The sequence below is a fragment of the Mycobacterium heidelbergense genome (assembly GCF_050205645.1).
In the GTDB taxonomy this organism is placed as follows: Bacteria; Actinomycetota; Actinomycetes; order Mycobacteriales; family Mycobacteriaceae; genus Mycobacterium; species Mycobacterium heidelbergense_A.
Genome location: NZ_JBNMQT010000001.1, coordinates 319,713 through 336,243, shown reverse-complemented (window position 1 = coordinate 336,243; position 16,531 = coordinate 319,713). Strand labels below are relative to the sequence as shown.

13 protein-coding genes are annotated in these 16,531 nt (G+C 68.4%); 8 read left to right on the top strand and 5 right to left on the bottom strand.

The genetic code is table 11. From position 1 onward, the window contains the following. The first annotated feature begins 12 nt into the window (after positions 1–12). The 6 genes from ACQI5H_RS01120 to treZ all read left to right on the top strand — a co-directional run bounded on the left by ACQI5H_RS01120 (position 13) and on the right by treZ (position 10,083). Entirely contained in the window at positions 13–465 is a 453-nt protein-coding gene (locus tag ACQI5H_RS01120; protein WP_427077586.1) for a hypothetical protein, read from the top strand. Positions 466–768: 303 nt separating this feature from the next. Then, entirely contained in the window at positions 769–1,557 is a 789-nt protein-coding gene (ripD, locus tag ACQI5H_RS01115; RefSeq protein ID WP_427077585.1) for an NlpC/P60 family peptidoglycan-binding protein RipD, read from the top strand. Between the two features lie 82 nt (positions 1,558–1,639). Then, positions 1,640–3,805 carry an acyltransferase family protein gene (locus ACQI5H_RS01110; protein WP_427077584.1) on the top strand — a complete coding sequence of 722 codons (2,166 nt, stop codon included), beginning with the start codon at positions 1,640–1,642 and terminating at the stop codon, positions 3,803–3,805. A gap of 37 nt (positions 3,806–3,842) precedes the next feature. Next, entirely contained in the window at positions 3,843–6,047 is a 2,205-nt protein-coding gene (gene glgX / locus ACQI5H_RS01105; protein ID WP_427077583.1) for a glycogen debranching protein GlgX, read from the top strand. Positions 6,048–6,050: 3 nt separating this feature from the next. Further along, a complete protein-coding gene (treY, locus tag ACQI5H_RS01100) occupies positions 6,051–8,348 on the top strand; it encodes a malto-oligosyltrehalose synthase (protein ID WP_427077582.1) in 2,298 nt (765 codons plus the stop codon). Continuing rightward, positions 8,341–10,083, top strand: coding sequence for a malto-oligosyltrehalose trehalohydrolase (gene treZ, locus ACQI5H_RS01095; RefSeq protein ID WP_427077581.1), 1,743 nt, complete (start codon positions 8,341–8,343; stop codon positions 10,081–10,083). Before treY ends, treZ begins: the two co-directional genes overlap by 8 nt. Positions 10,084–10,093: 10 nt before the next feature. Here the strand turns inward: treZ and ACQI5H_RS01090 are convergent, their stop codons facing one another. Then, a complete protein-coding gene (locus ACQI5H_RS01090) occupies positions 10,094–10,597 on the bottom strand; it encodes a TetR/AcrR family transcriptional regulator (RefSeq protein WP_427077580.1) in 504 nt (167 codons plus the stop codon). Positions 10,598–10,737: 140 nt separating this feature from the next. On the opposite strand from ACQI5H_RS01090, the gene ACQI5H_RS01085 reads away from it, so the two are divergent. Beyond that, complete coding sequence (locus ACQI5H_RS01085) at positions 10,738–11,922, top strand: acyl-CoA dehydrogenase family protein (protein WP_427077579.1); 1,185 nt, start codon at positions 10,738–10,740, stop codon at positions 11,920–11,922. A gap of 22 nt (positions 11,923–11,944) precedes the next feature. On the opposite strand, the gene ACQI5H_RS01080 is transcribed toward ACQI5H_RS01085, so the two are convergent. Then, a complete protein-coding gene (locus tag ACQI5H_RS01080; RefSeq protein WP_427077578.1) occupies positions 11,945–13,261 on the bottom strand; it encodes an aminotransferase class I/II-fold pyridoxal phosphate-dependent enzyme in 1,317 nt (438 codons plus the stop codon). A gap of 10 nt (positions 13,262–13,271) precedes the next feature. On the opposite strand from ACQI5H_RS01080, the gene ACQI5H_RS01075 reads away from it, so the two are divergent. Next, entirely contained in the window at positions 13,272–13,961 is a 690-nt protein-coding gene (locus ACQI5H_RS01075; protein ID WP_427077577.1) for a pyridoxamine 5'-phosphate oxidase family protein, read from the top strand. Between the two features lie 8 nt (positions 13,962–13,969). Here the strand turns inward: ACQI5H_RS01075 and ilvA are convergent, their stop codons facing one another. The 3 genes from ilvA to ACQI5H_RS01060 are packed head-to-tail and all read right to left on the bottom strand — an operon-like array spanning position 13,970 to position 16,494. Further along, a complete protein-coding gene (gene ilvA / locus ACQI5H_RS01070) occupies positions 13,970–15,262 on the bottom strand; it encodes a threonine ammonia-lyase (RefSeq protein ID WP_427077576.1) in 1,293 nt (430 codons plus the stop codon). 43 nt (positions 15,263–15,305) lie between these two features. Then, the gene (locus ACQI5H_RS01065) at positions 15,306–15,743 is read right to left on the bottom strand and encodes a nitroreductase family deazaflavin-dependent oxidoreductase (protein ID WP_427077575.1); all 438 of its coding nucleotides are present in this window, start codon (positions 15,741–15,743) and stop codon (positions 15,306–15,308) included. A gap of 10 nt (positions 15,744–15,753) precedes the next feature. Beyond that, the gene (locus tag ACQI5H_RS01060; protein WP_427077665.1) at positions 15,754–16,494 is read right to left on the bottom strand and encodes a DUF6065 family protein; all 741 of its coding nucleotides are present in this window, start codon (positions 16,492–16,494) and stop codon (positions 15,754–15,756) included. Positions 16,495–16,531: the final 37 nt, after the last annotated feature.

The window sequence follows — 16,531 nt, the reverse complement described above, 5'->3', positions numbered from 1 at the left end:
GCATCTATCGGCATGGCTTCGCCGCGTCCGCCCGACAACCCGCGCCCCGACCCCGCCGAGCCTCCCGCGGTGCCCTACGACGCCGAAGAATCCGGGCCCGAGCCACCGAAGGTCATCCGGCTGCGAGTGGCCGCCTGGGACGTGATTTGCACCGTCGTGCTCCTGGCGTTGCTCATCGTCCTGGCCACGGCGACGAGCTGGCCGTCGAGGCTCTACGGTTTCCTGCCGGAGGTGTGCTCGGACGAAACGTGCGGGCCGGTGCCTTATGGAATCGACATGTACATCTATCCGCTGGTGTGGGGCGGCGTCGGCGCGGCGGTGGCCGCGGCGGGGATCGGCCCGTTCGTTTCCCTCTTGAAGGGCTGGTACATGTCCTTCTGGCCGGTTTTGGCGCTGGCCATTCTGGTGCTCAGCTCGGTCGCCGCCTCGATGATCACGGTTTTCAGCCAGCGATATTGGCACTGAGCGCGACGGCGCGGTGGTGTTCGGCGAACCTTGCGGCCGCGCACCGATATGAGACCGAAATCACAACGGCGCTCGCGGGATTCGACGCGCCAGTCACCGTCCGGTCACGGTCCGACAAAAAATCCCCCGTGGGGCTCACCAGCTATTTTCCGCCTGCAACTTCTGTTGTAAAAGTGTCTGTAGTGACTGGTGTGATTCGACGGGCGACCGACTGATTCACGTTCCGAGTCATCAGGCGGCGTTCGACCCCGGCGTGGTGGTCGTCGCCATCGACCCGAGCGAGCCCAGAGAGGTTGCACTCCGATGAAACGCATCTACACCTTCGCCATCGGCCTGGCCATGCTGGTGGCCCCGATGGCCACCGCCGGCCTGGCCACCTCCGGCCTGGCCGCCGCTGACCCCGGCGCCCGGCAGATGGACTACCAGCAGGTCACCGACATCGTCGTGCAGCGCGGTCTGTCCCAGCGCGGCGTGCCCTACTCGTGGGCAGGCGGCGGTGTCAACGGACCCAGTCGCGGCACCGGCACGGGCATCAACACCGTCGGATTCGACGCCTCGGGCCTGATGCAGTACGCCTTCGCGGGTGCCGGGATCAAGCTGCCGCGTTCCTCCGGCGCGATTTACCGGGTCGGCCAGAAGGTCCTGCCGTCGCAGGCGCGCAAGGGCGACATGATCTTCTACGGCCCGGAGGGCACGCAGAGCGTCGCGATGTACCTGGGGAACAACCAGATGCTCGAGGTGGGAGACGTCGTCCAGGTTTCGCCGGTGCGCAGCAATGGCATGACCCCATACCTGGTGCGGGTCCTCGGGGCCCAGGCGGGACCGCAGGCGCCGTTGCAGCAAGCGCCGGTCCAGCAGACGCCCCAGCAACTTCCGGCCCAGCAAACCCCCGGCCAGCAGCTTCCGATGCAGCAGTTGCCCGCGCAGCAGGCCCCGCTACAGCAGTCGCCGACGCAGCAGGCCCCGGTTCAGCAGTCGCCGCTGCAGCAGGCCCCGCTGCAGCAGGCACCGCTGCAGCAGGTTCCCGCGCCGACGCAGCAGGCGCCGGTGCAGCAGGCACCGTGGCAACCCCAGGTCGGCACCGTGCGATAACCCCTCAGCCGCCCCACCAGCCGCCACTCGCTTCCTCACCCTGAGGAGCGGGTGGCGGTTTTCGGTAAATTAGCGGTCGACCATGCCGACCCTTCCAGCGCCTCCGCCGCCGATCGCCACCGCGAACCCGGTCGCTGCAGGGGCGGCAGGGGCGGCGGCAGGGTCGGGCTTTTATCGCTACGACCTCGACGGCCTGCGCGGCATCGCGATCGCGCTCGTCGCGATGTTTCACATCTGGTTCGGGCGGGTTTCCGGCGGCGTGGACGTGTTCCTGGCCCTGTCCGGTTTCTTCTTCGGCGGCAAGATTCTGCGCGCCGCACTCGACCCGACAGTTTCGCTGTCGCCGATTGCGGAAGTGACCCGGCTGGTCCGCCGGCTGGTGCCCGCGCTCGTCGTCGTCCTGGCCGGATGCGCGCTGCTGACCATCCTGGTGCAACCGCAAACCCGCTGGGAGACCTTCGCCGACCAGAGCCTGGCCAGCCTCGGCTACTACCAGAACTGGGAGTTGGCCAACACCGCCGCGGACTACCTGCGAGCCGGTGAAGCCGTCAGCCCGTTGCAGCACATCTGGTCGATGTCGGTGCAGGGCCAGTTCTACATCGCCTTCCTGCTGCTGGTGGCCGGGTGCGCCTACGTGTTCAGGCGCAAGCTGGGCGCGCACTTGCGGACCCTGTTCATCGTGCTGCTGACCGTGCTGACGGTGGCCTCGTTCGGGTACGCGATCGTCGCGCATCTCGACAACCAATCGATCGCCTACTACGACAGCTTCGCGCGGGCGTGGGAACTGCTGCTGGGCGCACTCCTCGGGGCGGTGGTCCCCTACGTCCGCTGGGCGATGTGGCTGCGCACCGCCGTCGCCACCGTCGCGCTGGCGGCCGTCGTGTCGTGTGGGGCCCTGATCGACGGCGTCCGGGAATTCCCGGGCCCGTGGGCGCTGGTGCCCGTCGGAGCCACCATGCTGATGATCCTCGCCGGGGCCAATCTGCACGGCCGACCCGACAGCCGGCTGCCGCTGCCGAATCGGCTGCTCGCGGCGGGGCCGCTGGTTGCCCTGGGCACGATGGCGTACTCGCTGTATCTGTGGCACTGGCCGCTGCTCATCTTCTGGCTGTCCTATACCGGCCACAAGCACGCCGGCTTCGTCGAAGGCGCGGCCATATTGCTGGTGTCCGGGGTGCTGGCGCACCTGACCACCCGGCTCGTCGAGGACCCGCTGCGGTATCGGACGAACGGCAGGCAAGCCAGCGCCGCCCCGGCGCTCCCCTGGCCGGCGCGGCTGGGCCGGCCAACCATCGCGCTGGGGTCCGCGGTGGTGCTGCTGGCCGTCACGCTCACGGCGACGTCGTTCACGTGGCGTCAGCACGTCACGGTCCTGCGCGCCGCGGGCAAGGAACTCAGCGTCCTCAACCCGCAGGACTATCCCGGCGCGCGCGCCCTCACCGAACACGTGCGGGTCCCGGCGCTGCCGATGCGGCCCACGGTCCTCGAGGTCAAGCAAGACCTCCCGGTCTCCACCAGGGACGGGTGCATCAGTGACTTCGTCAACCCTGCGGTGGTCAACTGCACCTACGGCGACGTGGCGGCCACCCGAACCATCGCGCTGGCCGGCGGGTCGCACGCCGAACATTGGCTGCCCGCGCTGGACGTGCTCGGCCACGCGCACCATTTCAGGGTCGTGACCTATCTCAAGATGGGCTGCCCGTTGTCCACCGAGGAAGTCCCCTTGATCATGGGCAACAACGCGCCCTACCCACAGTGCCGCGAGTGGGTCCAACGCACGATGAGCAAGCTGATCACGGATCGTCCCGATTACGTGTTCACCACAACGACGCGGCCGTGGAACATCAAGACCGGCGACGTGATGCCCGCCACCTACATCGGGATCTGGCAAACATTGTCGGACAACAACATTCCGATCCTCGGCATCCGAGACACCCCCTGGCTGGTCAAGAACGGCCAACCGTTCGATCCGGCGGACTGCCTGGCCAAGGGCGGCAACGCGCAGTCGTGCGCGGTCAAGCGTTCCGATGCGCTGGCCGAGCACAACCAGACCCTCGATTTTGTGACGCAGTTCCCATTGCTCAAGGTGCTCGACATGTCGGACGCCATCTGCCGCGCCGACGTCTGCCGCCCGGTGGAAGGGAACGTGCTGATCTACCACGGCGCTCATCACCTGACCCCCACCTACATGCGGACGATGGCCCACGAGCTGGGCCGGCAGATCGCGGCGAACACCGGTTGGTGGTGAGGCAGCCGCACCCAGCCGGCGCGGATAAGGTCGAGGGATGCCGTCGAACAATCCACCCGCGACTTCGGGCGTCGCGGAACCCGACACGGACGAGTCCGCACCCACCCTGCCCACCGTGTGGCCGGGCAATGCCTATCCGCTCGGGGCCGCCTATGACGGCGCAGGAACTAACTTTTCGCTGTTTTCCGAAATCGCCGACAAGGTCGAGCTGTGTCTGATCGACGGCAACGGCGGCGAGTCGCGCATCCCCCTCGATGAGGTCGACGGATACGTCTGGCACGCGTATCTGCCGAACATCACCCCGGGCCAGCGCTACGGCTTTCGCGTCTACGGGCCGTTCGATCCGGCCGCCGGCCACCGGTGCGACCCGAGCAAGCTGCTGCTCGACCCGTACGGGAAGGCTTTCCACGGCGATTTCACGTTCGGCCAGGCGCTGTACTCCTATGACATGAGCGCCGTCGACCCGGACGCCAACGGGGTCGACACCGGCACTCCCCCCATGCTCGACTCGCTCGGCCACACCATGACCAGCGTGGTGAGCAACCCTTTCTTCGACTGGGGATCCGACCGGGCGCCGCTCACCCCGTATCACGAAACGGTCATCTACGAGGCCCATGTCAAGGGCATGACGCAGACCCATCCCGGTGTCCCCGAGGGGCTTCGGGGCACGTACGCCGGGCTGGCTCACCCGGCGGTCATCGACCACCTCAAGTCGCTGAATGTCACGGCGCTGGAACTGATGCCGGTTCACCAGTTCATGCACGACGCGCGGCTGCTGGACCTGGGGCTGCGAAACTACTGGGGCTACAACACGTTCGGGTTCTTCGCCCCGCACAACCAGTACGCGTCCAATCGCGACGCCAGCGTCGCCGAGTTCAAAACGATGGTGCGCAGCCTGCACGAAGCCGGCATCGAGGTCATTCTCGACGTGGTCTACAACCACACCGCCGAAGGCAACCATCTTGGCCCGACCATCAATTTCCGCGGCATCGACAACGCGGCCTACTACCGGCTCGTCGACGAGGATCTGCGGTTGTACAAGGACTTCACCGGCACCGGCAACAGCCTCAACGCGCGTCATCCGCATGTGCTGCAGCTGATCATGGATTCGCTGCGCTATTGGGTGACCGAGATGCACGTCGACGGGTTCCGGTTCGACCTGGCTTCCACGCTGGCCCGCGAGTTGCACGACGTCGACCGGCTGAGCGCGTTTTTCGATCTGGTGCAACAGGATCCGATCGTCAGCCAGGTCAAGCTGATCGCCGAGCCGTGGGACGTCGGCGAGGGCGGCTATCAGGTCGGCAACTTCCCGGGTTTGTGGACCGAGTGGAACGGGAAGTACCGGGATACTGTGCGTGACTACTGGCGGGGCGAGCCCGCGACCCTCGGCGAGTTCGCCTCCCGGCTGACCGGATCGTCGGACCTCTACGAGGTCACCGGCCGGCGCCCCAGCGCGAGCATCAATTTCGTCACCGCCCACGACGGGTTCACACTCAACGACCTGGTGTCCTACAACGAAAAGCACAACGAGGCCAACGGCGAAGACAATCGCGACGGGGAAAGCCACAACCGATCGTGGAACTGCGGCGTCGAGGGCCCCACCGACGACCCGGAGATCGTCGAGCTGCGCTCCCGCCAGATGCGCAATTTCTGGGCCACCCTGATGGTCAGCCAGGGCACGCCGATGATCGCCCACGGTGACGAGATCGGGCGGTCCCAGAACGGCAACAACAACGTCTACTGCCAGGACTCCGAATTGTCTTGGATGGATTGGTCTTTGGTCGACAAGAACGCCGACCTGCTGGCGTTCGCGCGCAAGGCCACCAGCCTGCGCAAGGACCATCCGGTGTTCCGCCGGCGCCGGTTCTTCGAGGGCGAGCTGATCCGAACCGGCGACGAGGTTCGCGATATCGCCTGGCTGACGCCGGGCGGGCGGGAGATGACCCACGAGGATTGGAACAAGAGCTTCCACCATCGCTGTGTGGCGGTGTTTCTCAACGGCGACGCCATCGCCGCGCCCGATGCCCGCGGCGAGCACGTGGTCGACGACTCGTTTCTGTTGTGCTTCAACGCCCACGACGACTACGTGGAGTTCGTCGCGCCGCATGACGACTACGCGCAGGAGTGGACCGTCGAGCTGGACACCAACCACCCCGCCGGCGACGCCGATTCCGTCGTGGCGGCCGAAGAGAAGTTCGAAGTTCCCGCACGCTCACTGCTGATCCTGCGTAAGACCGCCTGACGTATGGCTTTTCCGGTCCGGGCAACCTACCGGTTACAGCTGCGTGGTGAGTCCAGCGGCTTCGGGTTCACCTTCGCCGACGCCGAGAATCTGCTGGATTACCTCGACGATCTCGGCGTCTCGCATTTGTACCTGTCGCCCATCCTGACGGCGGCCCGGGGGTCCAGCCATGGATACGACGTCACCGACCCGACGACCGTGTCGCCGGAGCTCGGCGGCCCCGAGGGCCTGGCGCGGCTGTCGGCGGCGGCCCGCGCGCGCGGCATGGGCCTGGTCGTCGACATTGTGCCCAACCATGTCGGCGTCGACCGACCCGAGCAGAACCCGTGGTGGTGGGACGTGCTGCGGCACGGCCGGTCCTCGCCGTACGCCGCATTCTTCGACATCGACTGGGACGTCGGCGACGGTCGAATTATCTTGCCGCTGTTGGGTTCCGACGACGACGCCGCCGACCTGATCGTCGACGGCGAGCTGCTGCGGCTGGGCGAGCTGGCCTTGCCGATCGCCCCCGGCACCGGGGAGGGCACCGGGCCGGAGGTGCACGATCGCCAGCACTACCGATTGGTGGGCTGGCGAAACGGGGTGTGCGGGTACCGCCGCTTCTTCTCGATCACGTCGCTGGCCGGCCTGCGGCAGGAAGACCGCGCGGTGTTCGACGCCAGCCACGCCGAAGTCGCCCGCTGGTTCGAGGAGGGTCTGGTCGACGGCGTCCGCGTCGACCATCCCGACGGATTGTCCCATCCGTGTGGGTATTTGGCGTGGCTGCGCGACCTCACCGGCCCGGACGCCTGGATCGTGATCGAAAAGATTCTCGCGGTCGACGAGGCGCTGGAGCCGACGCTGCCGGTGGCCGGCACCACCGGCTACGACGCGCTGCGCGAGGTGGGCGGGGTCTTCATCGACCCGGCCGGGGCGCCCGCGCTCACCGCGCTGGTCGAATCGGCCGGCACGGACTATCACGCGATGCCGGAACTGCTGCGCGACCTCAAGATCCATGCGGCCACCGACACCCTGGCCAGCGAACTGGATAGGCTGCGGCGGTCCATCGCCGCCGCCGCCGGCACCGATCATCCGCTGCTGCCCGAGGCGATCGCCACCCTGCTCAGCCACCTCCGGGTGTACCGCTGCGACTACCCCGGCCTGGCCGCGATCCTGCCCACCGCGCTGGCCGAAACCCAAGCGGCGTCACCGCAATTGGGGCAGGGCCTGCAGTTGATCGCCGCCGCGCTGGCCGGTGGCGGCGAACCCGCCACCCGCCTGCAGCAGCTGTGCGGCGCGGTGACCGCCAAGGCGAGCGAGGACTGCCTGTTCTACCGCGACGCCCGGCTGGTGTCGCTGAACGAGGTGGGCGGCGAGCCGTGCCGGTTCGGCGTGGGCGCCGCCGAGTTTCACCACCGCGCCGCCACCCGCGACCGGAGGTGGCCGCGGGCGATGACCACGCTGACAACTCACGACACCAAGCGCGGCGAGGATGTGCGGGCCCGTATCGGCGTGCTGTCGCAGGTGCCATCGCTGTGGACCGAGTTCCTCGCCCGCTGGGAAATCGAGGCGCCCTCCCCGGACCCCGCGACCGGACGATTCCTGTGGCAGAACATCTTCGGGGTCTGGCCGGTGAGCGGCGAGGTCACCGGCGAGCTGCGCGGTCGGCTGCACGGGTACGCCGAGAAGGCGATCCGGGAGGCCGGCCTGCACACCTCGTGGAACGAGCCGGACGCGGCCTTCGAGGAGGCGGTGCACCGCTGGCTGAATATCGTGCTCGACGGGCCCGTAGCGGCCGCGCTGACCGAGCTTGTCGCCCAACTCAATCCGCACGCCGCGAGTGACGCCCTGGGTCAGAAGCTGCTTGCCCTGACGGTGCCCGGCATCCCCGACGTCTACCAGGGCACCGAGCTGTGGGACGACAGCCTGGTGGACCCGGACAACCGTCGCCCGGTCGACTACGCCGCCCGCAGGGCCGCGCTGAAAGAGCTGCGGCACCCGAAGATTCGCGTCGTCTCCGCGGCCCTGGGGCTGCGGCGCTCCCGACCCGACAGCTTTTTGCGCGGCCGATACGTTCCCGTGCTGGCCGACGGCGAAGCCGGCGATCACGTGGTGGCGTTCCGCCGCGGCGACGACGTCCTGGTTGCAGTGACCCGCTGGACCGTACGGCTGGCCGAAACCGGCTGGGGCAACACCGTCCTGCCGCTGCCCGACGGCTCCTGGACCGACACCCTGACCGGCGCCATGGCCAGCGGACCGACGTCGACCGCCGAATTGTTCGCGGACCTGCCCGTGGTCCTGCTGGAGCGCGACAATGGGTGAATTCCGCGTCTGGGCACCCAAACCGGCGCTGGTGCGCCTGGACGTCGACGGAGAGGCGCACGCGATGGTGCGCTCGGGCGACGGCTGGTGGCACACGTCGGTCGGCACCGCGTCCGACGCCAGGTACGGATTCCTGCTCGACGACGACCCCACCGTCCTGCCGGACCCCCGATCGGCACGCCAACCCGACGGGGTGCACGCCCGCTCGCAGCTGTGGGACGCTTCGGCCGCGGCCTGGACCGACGACGCCTGGCCCGGCCGATCGGTCGAAGGCGCGGTGATCTACGAACTGCACGTCGGCACCTTCACCCGCGACGGCACCTTCGACTCCGCCGTCGAAAGGCTGGACTACCTGACCGATCTCGGTGTCGACTTCGTCGAGCTGATGCCCGTCAATTCCTTTGCCGGAACACACGGCTGGGGATACGACGGCGTGTTGTGGTATAGCGTGCACGAACCCTACGGCGGGCCCGACGGCCTGGTGCGCTTCGTCGACGCCTGCCACGCACGTGGTCTGGGGGTGCTGATCGACGCGGTGTTCAACCACTTCGGCCCGTCGGGCAACTACCTGCCCCGCTTCGGCCCCTACCTCTCGTCGGCGAGCAACCCGTGGGGGGAAGGCATCAACATCGCCGACGCCGACTCCGACGAGGTGCGCCGCTACATCATCGGATGCGCGCTGCGCTGGATGCGTGACTTCCACGCCGACGGCCTGCGGCTCGACGCGGTGCACGCGCTCGTGGACACCACGGCCGTCCACATCCTCGAGGAACTCGCCGCCGAAACCGACTGGCTGGCAAGGCAGCTAGGCCGCCCGCTGTCGCTCGTCGCCGAAAGCGATCTCAACGACCCACGACTGATCACCCCCCGCGACCGCAACGGATACGGCATCACCGCGGCCTGGGATGACGACATCCATCACGCGATCCACACCGCGGTGTCCGGGGAGCGGCAGGGCTACTATGCCGACTTCGGTTCGCTGGCCACGCTGGCGACGACCCTGCGCCACGGGTATTTCCACGCCGGCACCTATTCGTCGTTCCGCCGGCGCCGGCACGGGCGGCCGCTGGACACCTCTGAGCCTTCAGGCATCCCCGCGACCAGGCTGCTCGCCTACACCTGCACCCACGATCAGGTGGGCAACCGGGCGCTCGGCGATCGCCCGTCACAGCGCCTGACCGGCGGCCAGCTGGCCATCAAGGCCGCCCTGGTACTCGGATCTCCCTATACCGCAATGCTTTTCATGGGTGAGGAATGGGGCGCGTCGACCCCGTTCCAGTTTTTCAGCTCGCACCCCGAACCGGAGTTGGCCCGGGCCACCGCCGAGGGCCGCAAAGCCGAGTTCGCCGAGCACGGCTGGGACGCCTCAAAGAAAGGGGAGATTCCCGACCCGCAGGACCCGGAGACGTTTCGGCGCTCCAAGCTCAATTGGGACGAGGCCGGCTCCGGCGAGCATGCCCGCTTGCTGCGGCTCTATCGCGAGCTGATCGCCCTGCGCCGCACCGAGGCCGACTTGGCCGATCCGTGGCTGGATCACCTCGCCGTGGACTACGACGAGGAGCAAGCCTGGATTGTCTTGCGCCGCGGCCGGTTACGCATCGCGTGCAACCTGGGCGCCGGGCCGGTGACGGTACCGGTCGCCGGTGACGTGGTGCTGGCGTGGGGCGAGGCGACGGTCGCCGCCGATAGCACTGTGCTGGAAGGGCATTCGTTCGCCGTACTGCGCTGCGGATGACCGATTCCATTCACGGTTTGCGGGTGCAGCCCTTGGCCAGTTCGCGTATCTCGGCGATCGCCTGCTCGGCTGGCGGTGTGCTGTCCGGATCGATGAGCGATTGGATCATCAGGCCCAGCAGGACGGCCAACGCGACCGAGCCACCCATGTCGGCGCGGGCTCGCCGCTGCCCGTCCGCGAGTCGGTCACGCAGCTCGTCGTTGCGCTGAGCCTGCACGATTGCTTCGAGTTGCGACGTCCATAGCGCCTTTTCGGTCCTGAAAGAGTCGATGAGCGCTCCCCACCGATCGACTGGGGCGGCGGCCCGTCCGTCCGGCGCCATCCGCTGGTCCAGCTCGTCGAGTTCCTCGATGAGTGCCTCCACGAGGAGCCGTTCGCGACTACCGAAGTGGTAGCCGATGGCCGCGTGGCTGACGCCCGCGCTTGCGGCGATATCGCGCACTGTTGTGTTCGACCAGCCACGTTCGACCAGGCAGCGCTTGGCTCCCCGCAATAGGTCTTCCCGGTTGCCCACGCCTGCAGGTTAGCGAGCCGCAACCAGTTGCACAAATGGATTGACCAAATGGATTGACCAAATGGTCAACATCACGATACGGTGCGAGAACCACTGCAACCCGAGGTCTCGATGTCGAGACCCCTGGCAGGAGGGCCGTGATGGCACACATCGTCATTGATCGCATCGAGCAGATTTCGGCGCAGCTGGCATCCAACGCGGAAGAGACCGAACGCCTGGGCAAGCTGTCCGACGCGACCGCGTCGTTGATCCGCCAGGCCGGCGTCATGCGGATGCTGCAGCCGACCGACTTCGACGGCTATGCGGCCCACCCTCGGGACTTCGCCGAAGCGGTCATGGCGGTGGCCAAGGTATGCGGCTCGTCCGGATGGGTATGTGGCGTTGGCGGTGTCCATCCATGGGAGCTGGCGCTGATGGATCGTCGGCTGCAGGTTGAGGTGTGGGGAGAATGTCCCGATACCTGGATCGCATCCCCGTACGCCGCGCAGGGCATCGCCACACCGGCGGACGGCGGCTACATCTTGAGCGGCCGTTGGAATTTCTCGTCGGGCACCGACCACTGCGACTGGATCTTCCTCGGGGCGATCCTCGGCGCCGCAGACGGCACACCCGCCCAACCCCGGAGGCTGCTGCACGTGGTGCTGCCGCGGAAGGACTACACGATCGTCGAGGATTCTTGGGATGTCATCGGCCTGTCGGGGACCGGCAGCAAGGACATCGTCGTCGACGGGGCATTCATTCCGCACTACCGCACAATCGACGTCGAGCAAGTGGCCGCCGGCACCGAGGCGGCGCAGAAAGCCGGTCGCAGCGAAACGCTCTACCAGCTGCCATTCTGGGCGATGTTCCCACTGGGCATCACCGCAGCCGTCATCGGGATCACCGAAGGCCTCCTCGCCGCTCATTTGGACTACCAACGCAACCGAGTGACCGCCACGGGCACCAAAATCAAAGACGACCCGTACGTGTTATACGCGATCTCCGAGGCGGCCTCGGAAATCGCGGCATCGAGGTTGCAACTGCTCGAAGGGATCAGCCGGCTCTACGACCTCGCGGACGCCGGTCGGCCGATCACCTTCGAAGACCGTTCGCTGATGCGGCGCGACCAGGTCCGCTCCGCGTGGCGCGCCGTCGCCGCGGCCGACGAGATCTTCGCCCGCTCCGGAGGCAATGCCGCACGCAAAAACAATCCGCTACAACGGTTCTGGCGTGACGCCCACGTCGGATTGGGACACGCGATCCATACCCCCGGCACGATCTATCACTCCACAGCCTTGACCACGATGCAGATAGATGCGCCCTCGCCGTTGCGCGCCATGATCTGAGTTCTGCGGGTCGGCGGCTGAGCTACACGCTGGCGCGGCCCGTGCCGCGCACCGCCGCGGCGACGGCGTCGGCGAGCGGATCGATCTCGTCGGCGGCCAGGTCCGCGATCGTGATGCGCATGCCCGGCCCGGTCCGAATGCGAAACCGCGTGCCCGGCGCCGCGGCCCACCCCGCGCCCAGCAGCCGGGTGATCGCGACGGTCTCGTCCGGGACCGGGATCCACACGTTCAGCCCGGACCGGCCGAAAGCGGTGACCCCACGGTCGGCCAGGGCGGTGCGCGATCGGATGCGCGTGGAGGCGTATCGCTGTTCGGCCTCGCCGATGAGCCGGGTCGCGGCCTCGTCCGACCACAGGCCGACCGCCAGCGCCTGCAGGATGTGGCTCACCCAGCCCGGCCCGAGCCGCAGCCGGCCGTGCACCCGCTCGACGGTGCGGTGGTCCCCGGCCAGGACGGCCACCCGCAGGTCAGGGCCGTACGCCTTGGACGCCGAACGCACGAAAGCCCACCGGCTGGTCGACCCGGCCAGGGCGTGCAGCGGGGCGCCGGAGATGCCCGCGCAGTGATCGTCCTCGACCAGCAGGGTGTCGGATCGATCGGCCAGCACGCCGCGCAGGGCGTCCGCGCGATCCGCCGACAGCGCCGCGCCTGTCGGGTTCTGCGCGCGATTGGTGACCACCAGCGCGCGCACCCCGCGATCCAGCGCCCGGGCAACGTCGGCGACCAGCGGCCCGTCGTCGTCGACCCGCACCGGCTCGGCCGAAAGACCCAGCGCCGCAAGCAGATCCAGTAGGTTGGCCCAGCCGGGATCCTCGACGGCCACCCGGTCGCCCGGGCGCAGGTGCGCGGTCAGCGCCCGCTCGATGCCGTCCAGCGCGCCACTGGTCACCGCGAGGTGTTCGGCCGGAACGCCGTCGGCGCCCAACGCCGCGCGGGCGTGGTCGACCAGGTCGGGCGACATCGCCGGCTCGCCGTAGAGCACCGGGCGGAGGACGGGAGCGGGCGCCGCCGCTATGGGTAGCAGGGCGGGGTCCGGGTTGCCGGTCGACAGATCGCGGACCCCGGCGGGCACGTCGAGCCCGAGCAGCGAGCGCGGGGTGGTCGCGGGTCGGTGGCGCACCCGCGTGCCGCGCCGGCCCGCGGTTTCGACGGCCCCACGGTCGCGCAGCAGGCGGTAGGCCGCGGCGGCGGTATTCGCGTTCACACCGAGCCGGGCGGCAAGGTCCCGGATCGGCGGCAGCGCGTCGCCGGGCGCCAGCCTGCCCGTCGAGATCGCCTCTTCGACGTCGGCGGCTATGGATTCCGCGCCCGTCCCCGCTATGCTGTATTGCACTGGCACAGTAAATAGTATGTACTATTACAATAGCGAAGGCAATCCGTTGGACTACCGCCCCACCCCGCGCACCACGCCCACCCGCTACCGGGACCGCGCCCGCTACGACCGCGACACCGTGCACCGGATCCTGGACGAGTCCCTGATCTGTCACCTCGGCTACCTCAGCGCCGGGGGGCCGGTGGTTTTGCCCACGACGCACGCCCGCCGCGATGAAACCCTCTACCTGCACGGTTCCACCGGCAGCGGCCCCATGCTGGCCGCCATGGCGGTCAAGGCGTCGGGTCTGCCCGTCTGCGTCACCGCCACCCTCGTCGACGGGCTGGTGCTGGCCCGCTCGGCGCTGCACCATTCGCTGATGTACCGCTCGGTCGTCGTGGTGGGCGACGCGCGGGTGGTCGACGATCCGGAGGAGAAGCGGTTGGCGCTGGGATCGCTGCTCGATCACATCGCGCCCGGTCGCGCCGTCGACTGCAGGCCACCGAACGCGCGCGAACTCGCCGCGACGTCGGTGCTCGCGCTCGACCTCGTCGAGGTGTCCGCCAAGGTGCGCAGCGGGGGGCCCGCCGACGAGCCGGAGGATTTGACGCTGCCGCACTGGGCCGGAGTGCTGCCGCTGAGCCTGTCGGCCGGAACGCCGGTTCCGGACGACGACCTAGATTCCGCTACCCCGCTGCCGCCATACCTGGCGGCCTACTCGCGCTAGCCGCCGGCTTACAGCAGATACCGGTAAGCCGGCGAATCCGGCTGCAGGGTCTCGACGTGGATGTCCGTCGCCCGGATCCGGGCCAGCAGGCCGTCGAGGTCCGCGGACGATCCCAGCTGGATGCCGACCAGCGCCTCACCGGTCTCGCGGTTGTTGCGTTTGACGTACTCGAACAGGGTGATGTCGTCGTTGGGCCCGAGCACCTCGTCGAGGAACCGGCGCAGCGCGCCGGGCTCCTGCGGGAAGTCCACCAGGAAGTAGTGCTTCAGGCCGAGGTGCACCAGCGAGCGCTCGAGCACCTCGCCGTAGCGCGAGACGTCGTTGTTGCCGCCCGAGATCAGGCACACCACCGTGGAGCCGGGCTCGACGTCGGCTTCCAGCAGGCCCGCCACCGACAGCGCGCCGGCCGGCTCGGCGATGATGCCCTCGTTCTGGTAGAGGTCGAGCATCGCGGTGCACACGGCGCCCTCGTCGATCGTCGTGATCGACACCATGTCACCCGCGGCGGCGAGCGCGGCGTAGGTCAGCGTTCCCGCCCGCTTCACCGCGGCGCCATCGACGAACTGGTCGACGTGGTCCAGCGTCACCGGCTCGCCGGCGGCGAGCGCGGCCATCATCGCGGCGGCGCCGGCGGGCTCGATGCCCAACACCGCGGTGTTCGCCGTCCGCTCGGCGAGGTACGTGGTGATGCCGGCGATGCAACCGCCGCCGCCGACCGGGACCACCACCAGGTCGGGCTCCCCGACACCAAGCGAGTCGAGTTGCGAAAGCAGTTCGACGGCGATGGTGCCCTGGCCGGCGATGGTGCGCAGATCGTCATACGGCGGCACCAGCGTGGCGCCGGTGCTCTCCACATCGGCCAACGCCGCCTCGGCGGCGAGGTCGTAGGTCCGTCCGCCGACGATCAGCTCGATGAACTCGCCGCCGTGGTAGCGGATCCGGTCCAGCTTTTGCCGGGGCGTCTTCGCCGGCACGTAGACGCGGCCGCGCACACCCAGCGCCCGGCACGCGTACGCGAAGCCCTGCGCGTGGTTACCCGCCGACGAGCACACCACCCCGGCCGTCGTCTCCGCGGGGGACAGCTGCACCAGCAGGTTGTAGGCGCCGCGCAGCTTGTAGGAGCGCACGGTTTGCAGGTCTTCGCGCTTCAGGTAGACGTGCGCGCCGGTGATCGCCGACAGCCGATCACTGCGCTGCAATGGGGTGGGCGTGACCACCGACGCGATCCGCTGGGCCGCCGCGTCGACGTCGGCCGCGGACAGCGGCGACTCGCTCCGGGTCTGACTCAGTTCAGCGGACACCGGTCAATCGTGCCATGTCGCGCCCTCAACCTGCGAAAGCGGCTCAGTTCACCGGGGTCAGCACGAACACCGGAATCTGGCGTTCGGTCTTTTTCTGGTACTCGGCGTAGTCGGGCCAAGCCTCGACGGCACGCTCCCACCAGGTGGCTTTCTCCTCGCCGAACACCTCGCGGGCCTCGTAATCGCGAGTGACGGAACCGTCCTGCAGCTCGACGCGCGGGTTCTTGACGAGGTTGTGGTACCAGACCGGGTTCTTCGGGGCCCCGCCGAGCGAGGCGACGACCGCATACTCGCCGTCGTGCTCGACCCGCATCAACGGGGTCTTGCGGAGTTTGCCGGTCTTGGCCCCGACGGTGGTCAGCAGAATGATGGGCTTGCCCTTCATGTCCGCCGCATCCTGGCCGCCGGATTCGGCGTACTTGTCGGCTTGTTCGCGGGACCAATCCCATGGGCTGGGTGCGTATTCACCTGAAAGCGGCATGTTCCTCACCTTACGGCTGAGCGAAGGGACGCAGATGACGCCGGGTCTGGTGATCCGGTGCGCCGGCCTCGCCGTCGCGATGCCGACCCTTCGTGTAGTCGCCCTCCCAATCCAAACGCTCGCCGCCGGCGACATCCGCCTCCGCCTGGATTCGCCCCGCGTCGTCGCGGGAGCGAAGGAAGAGCTCGTGCTTGCGCCGCAGCTCCTCGTCGGACTCGATGCGCCGAAGCTCGGGGGCGAATTCCTCCAGCTCGGCGCGGCGCTGCGGAACGATCATGCCGATCGGCTCGTCGACCTCGAACCGCACCGGCATCAGCTTGCGGGTGAATTTCCAGCTCATGCTGAAACTCGCACTCGCCCAGTCGGTTTCGACGACGCCCTCCAACGGCGACACGGCGTCCTTCGGATAGTTCGCCGGCCCGCGGACCAACAGGTTGTAGCCCGGCGGGGTGCGAAACAGCATCGGCAGGTGCCACGTCAGGATGCCGTTACCGAAATGGCTGGACGGCAGGAACTGACCGGGCTCGCGGCTATCGGGTGCGACCAGCACGTCCACGCCGCCCTGATCCATCCAGGTAGCCGTGAACGCGCACGGATTGCGCAGCTCCCAACCGCTCTGGTTGGCGATGAGCATCGGCAGACACCGGCTGGGCCAACCGATCCGCTGCTCCGACATGTCCGACATCCACGTCCGGGTGATCGGCGCCGGGCCGATCGGGGGTGCGTTGTCCCGCGTGATGAACCCGATCAGCGGGCGGCCTTGCGCGCCGGACTTGTCAGACGTTGGA

Bases quoted from the DNA above. Each gene is read 5' to 3' on its own strand.
- ACQI5H_RS01120 (WP_427077586.1), top strand. From the start codon at position 13: ATGGCTTCGCCGCGTCCGCCCGACAACCCGCGCCCCGACCCCGCCGAG.
- ripD (WP_427077585.1), top strand. From the start codon at position 769: ATGAAACGCATCTACACCTTCGCCATCGGCCTGGCCATGCTGGTGGCC.
- ACQI5H_RS01110 (WP_427077584.1), top strand. From the start codon at position 1,640: ATGCCGACCCTTCCAGCGCCTCCGCCGCCGATCGCCACCGCGAACCCG.
- glgX (WP_427077583.1), top strand. From the start codon at position 3,843: ATGCCGTCGAACAATCCACCCGCGACTTCGGGCGTCGCGGAACCCGAC.
- treY (WP_427077582.1), top strand. From the start codon at position 6,051: ATGGCTTTTCCGGTCCGGGCAACCTACCGGTTACAGCTGCGTGGTGAG.
- treZ (WP_427077581.1), top strand. From the start codon at position 8,341: ATGGGTGAATTCCGCGTCTGGGCACCCAAACCGGCGCTGGTGCGCCTG.
- ACQI5H_RS01085 (WP_427077579.1), top strand. From the start codon at position 10,738: ATGGCACACATCGTCATTGATCGCATCGAGCAGATTTCGGCGCAGCTG.
- ACQI5H_RS01075 (WP_427077577.1), top strand. From the start codon at position 13,272: ATGTACTATTACAATAGCGAAGGCAATCCGTTGGACTACCGCCCCACC.
- ACQI5H_RS01065 (WP_427077575.1), bottom strand. From the start codon at position 15,743: ATGCCGCTTTCAGGTGAATACGCACCCAGCCCATGGGATTGGTCCCGC.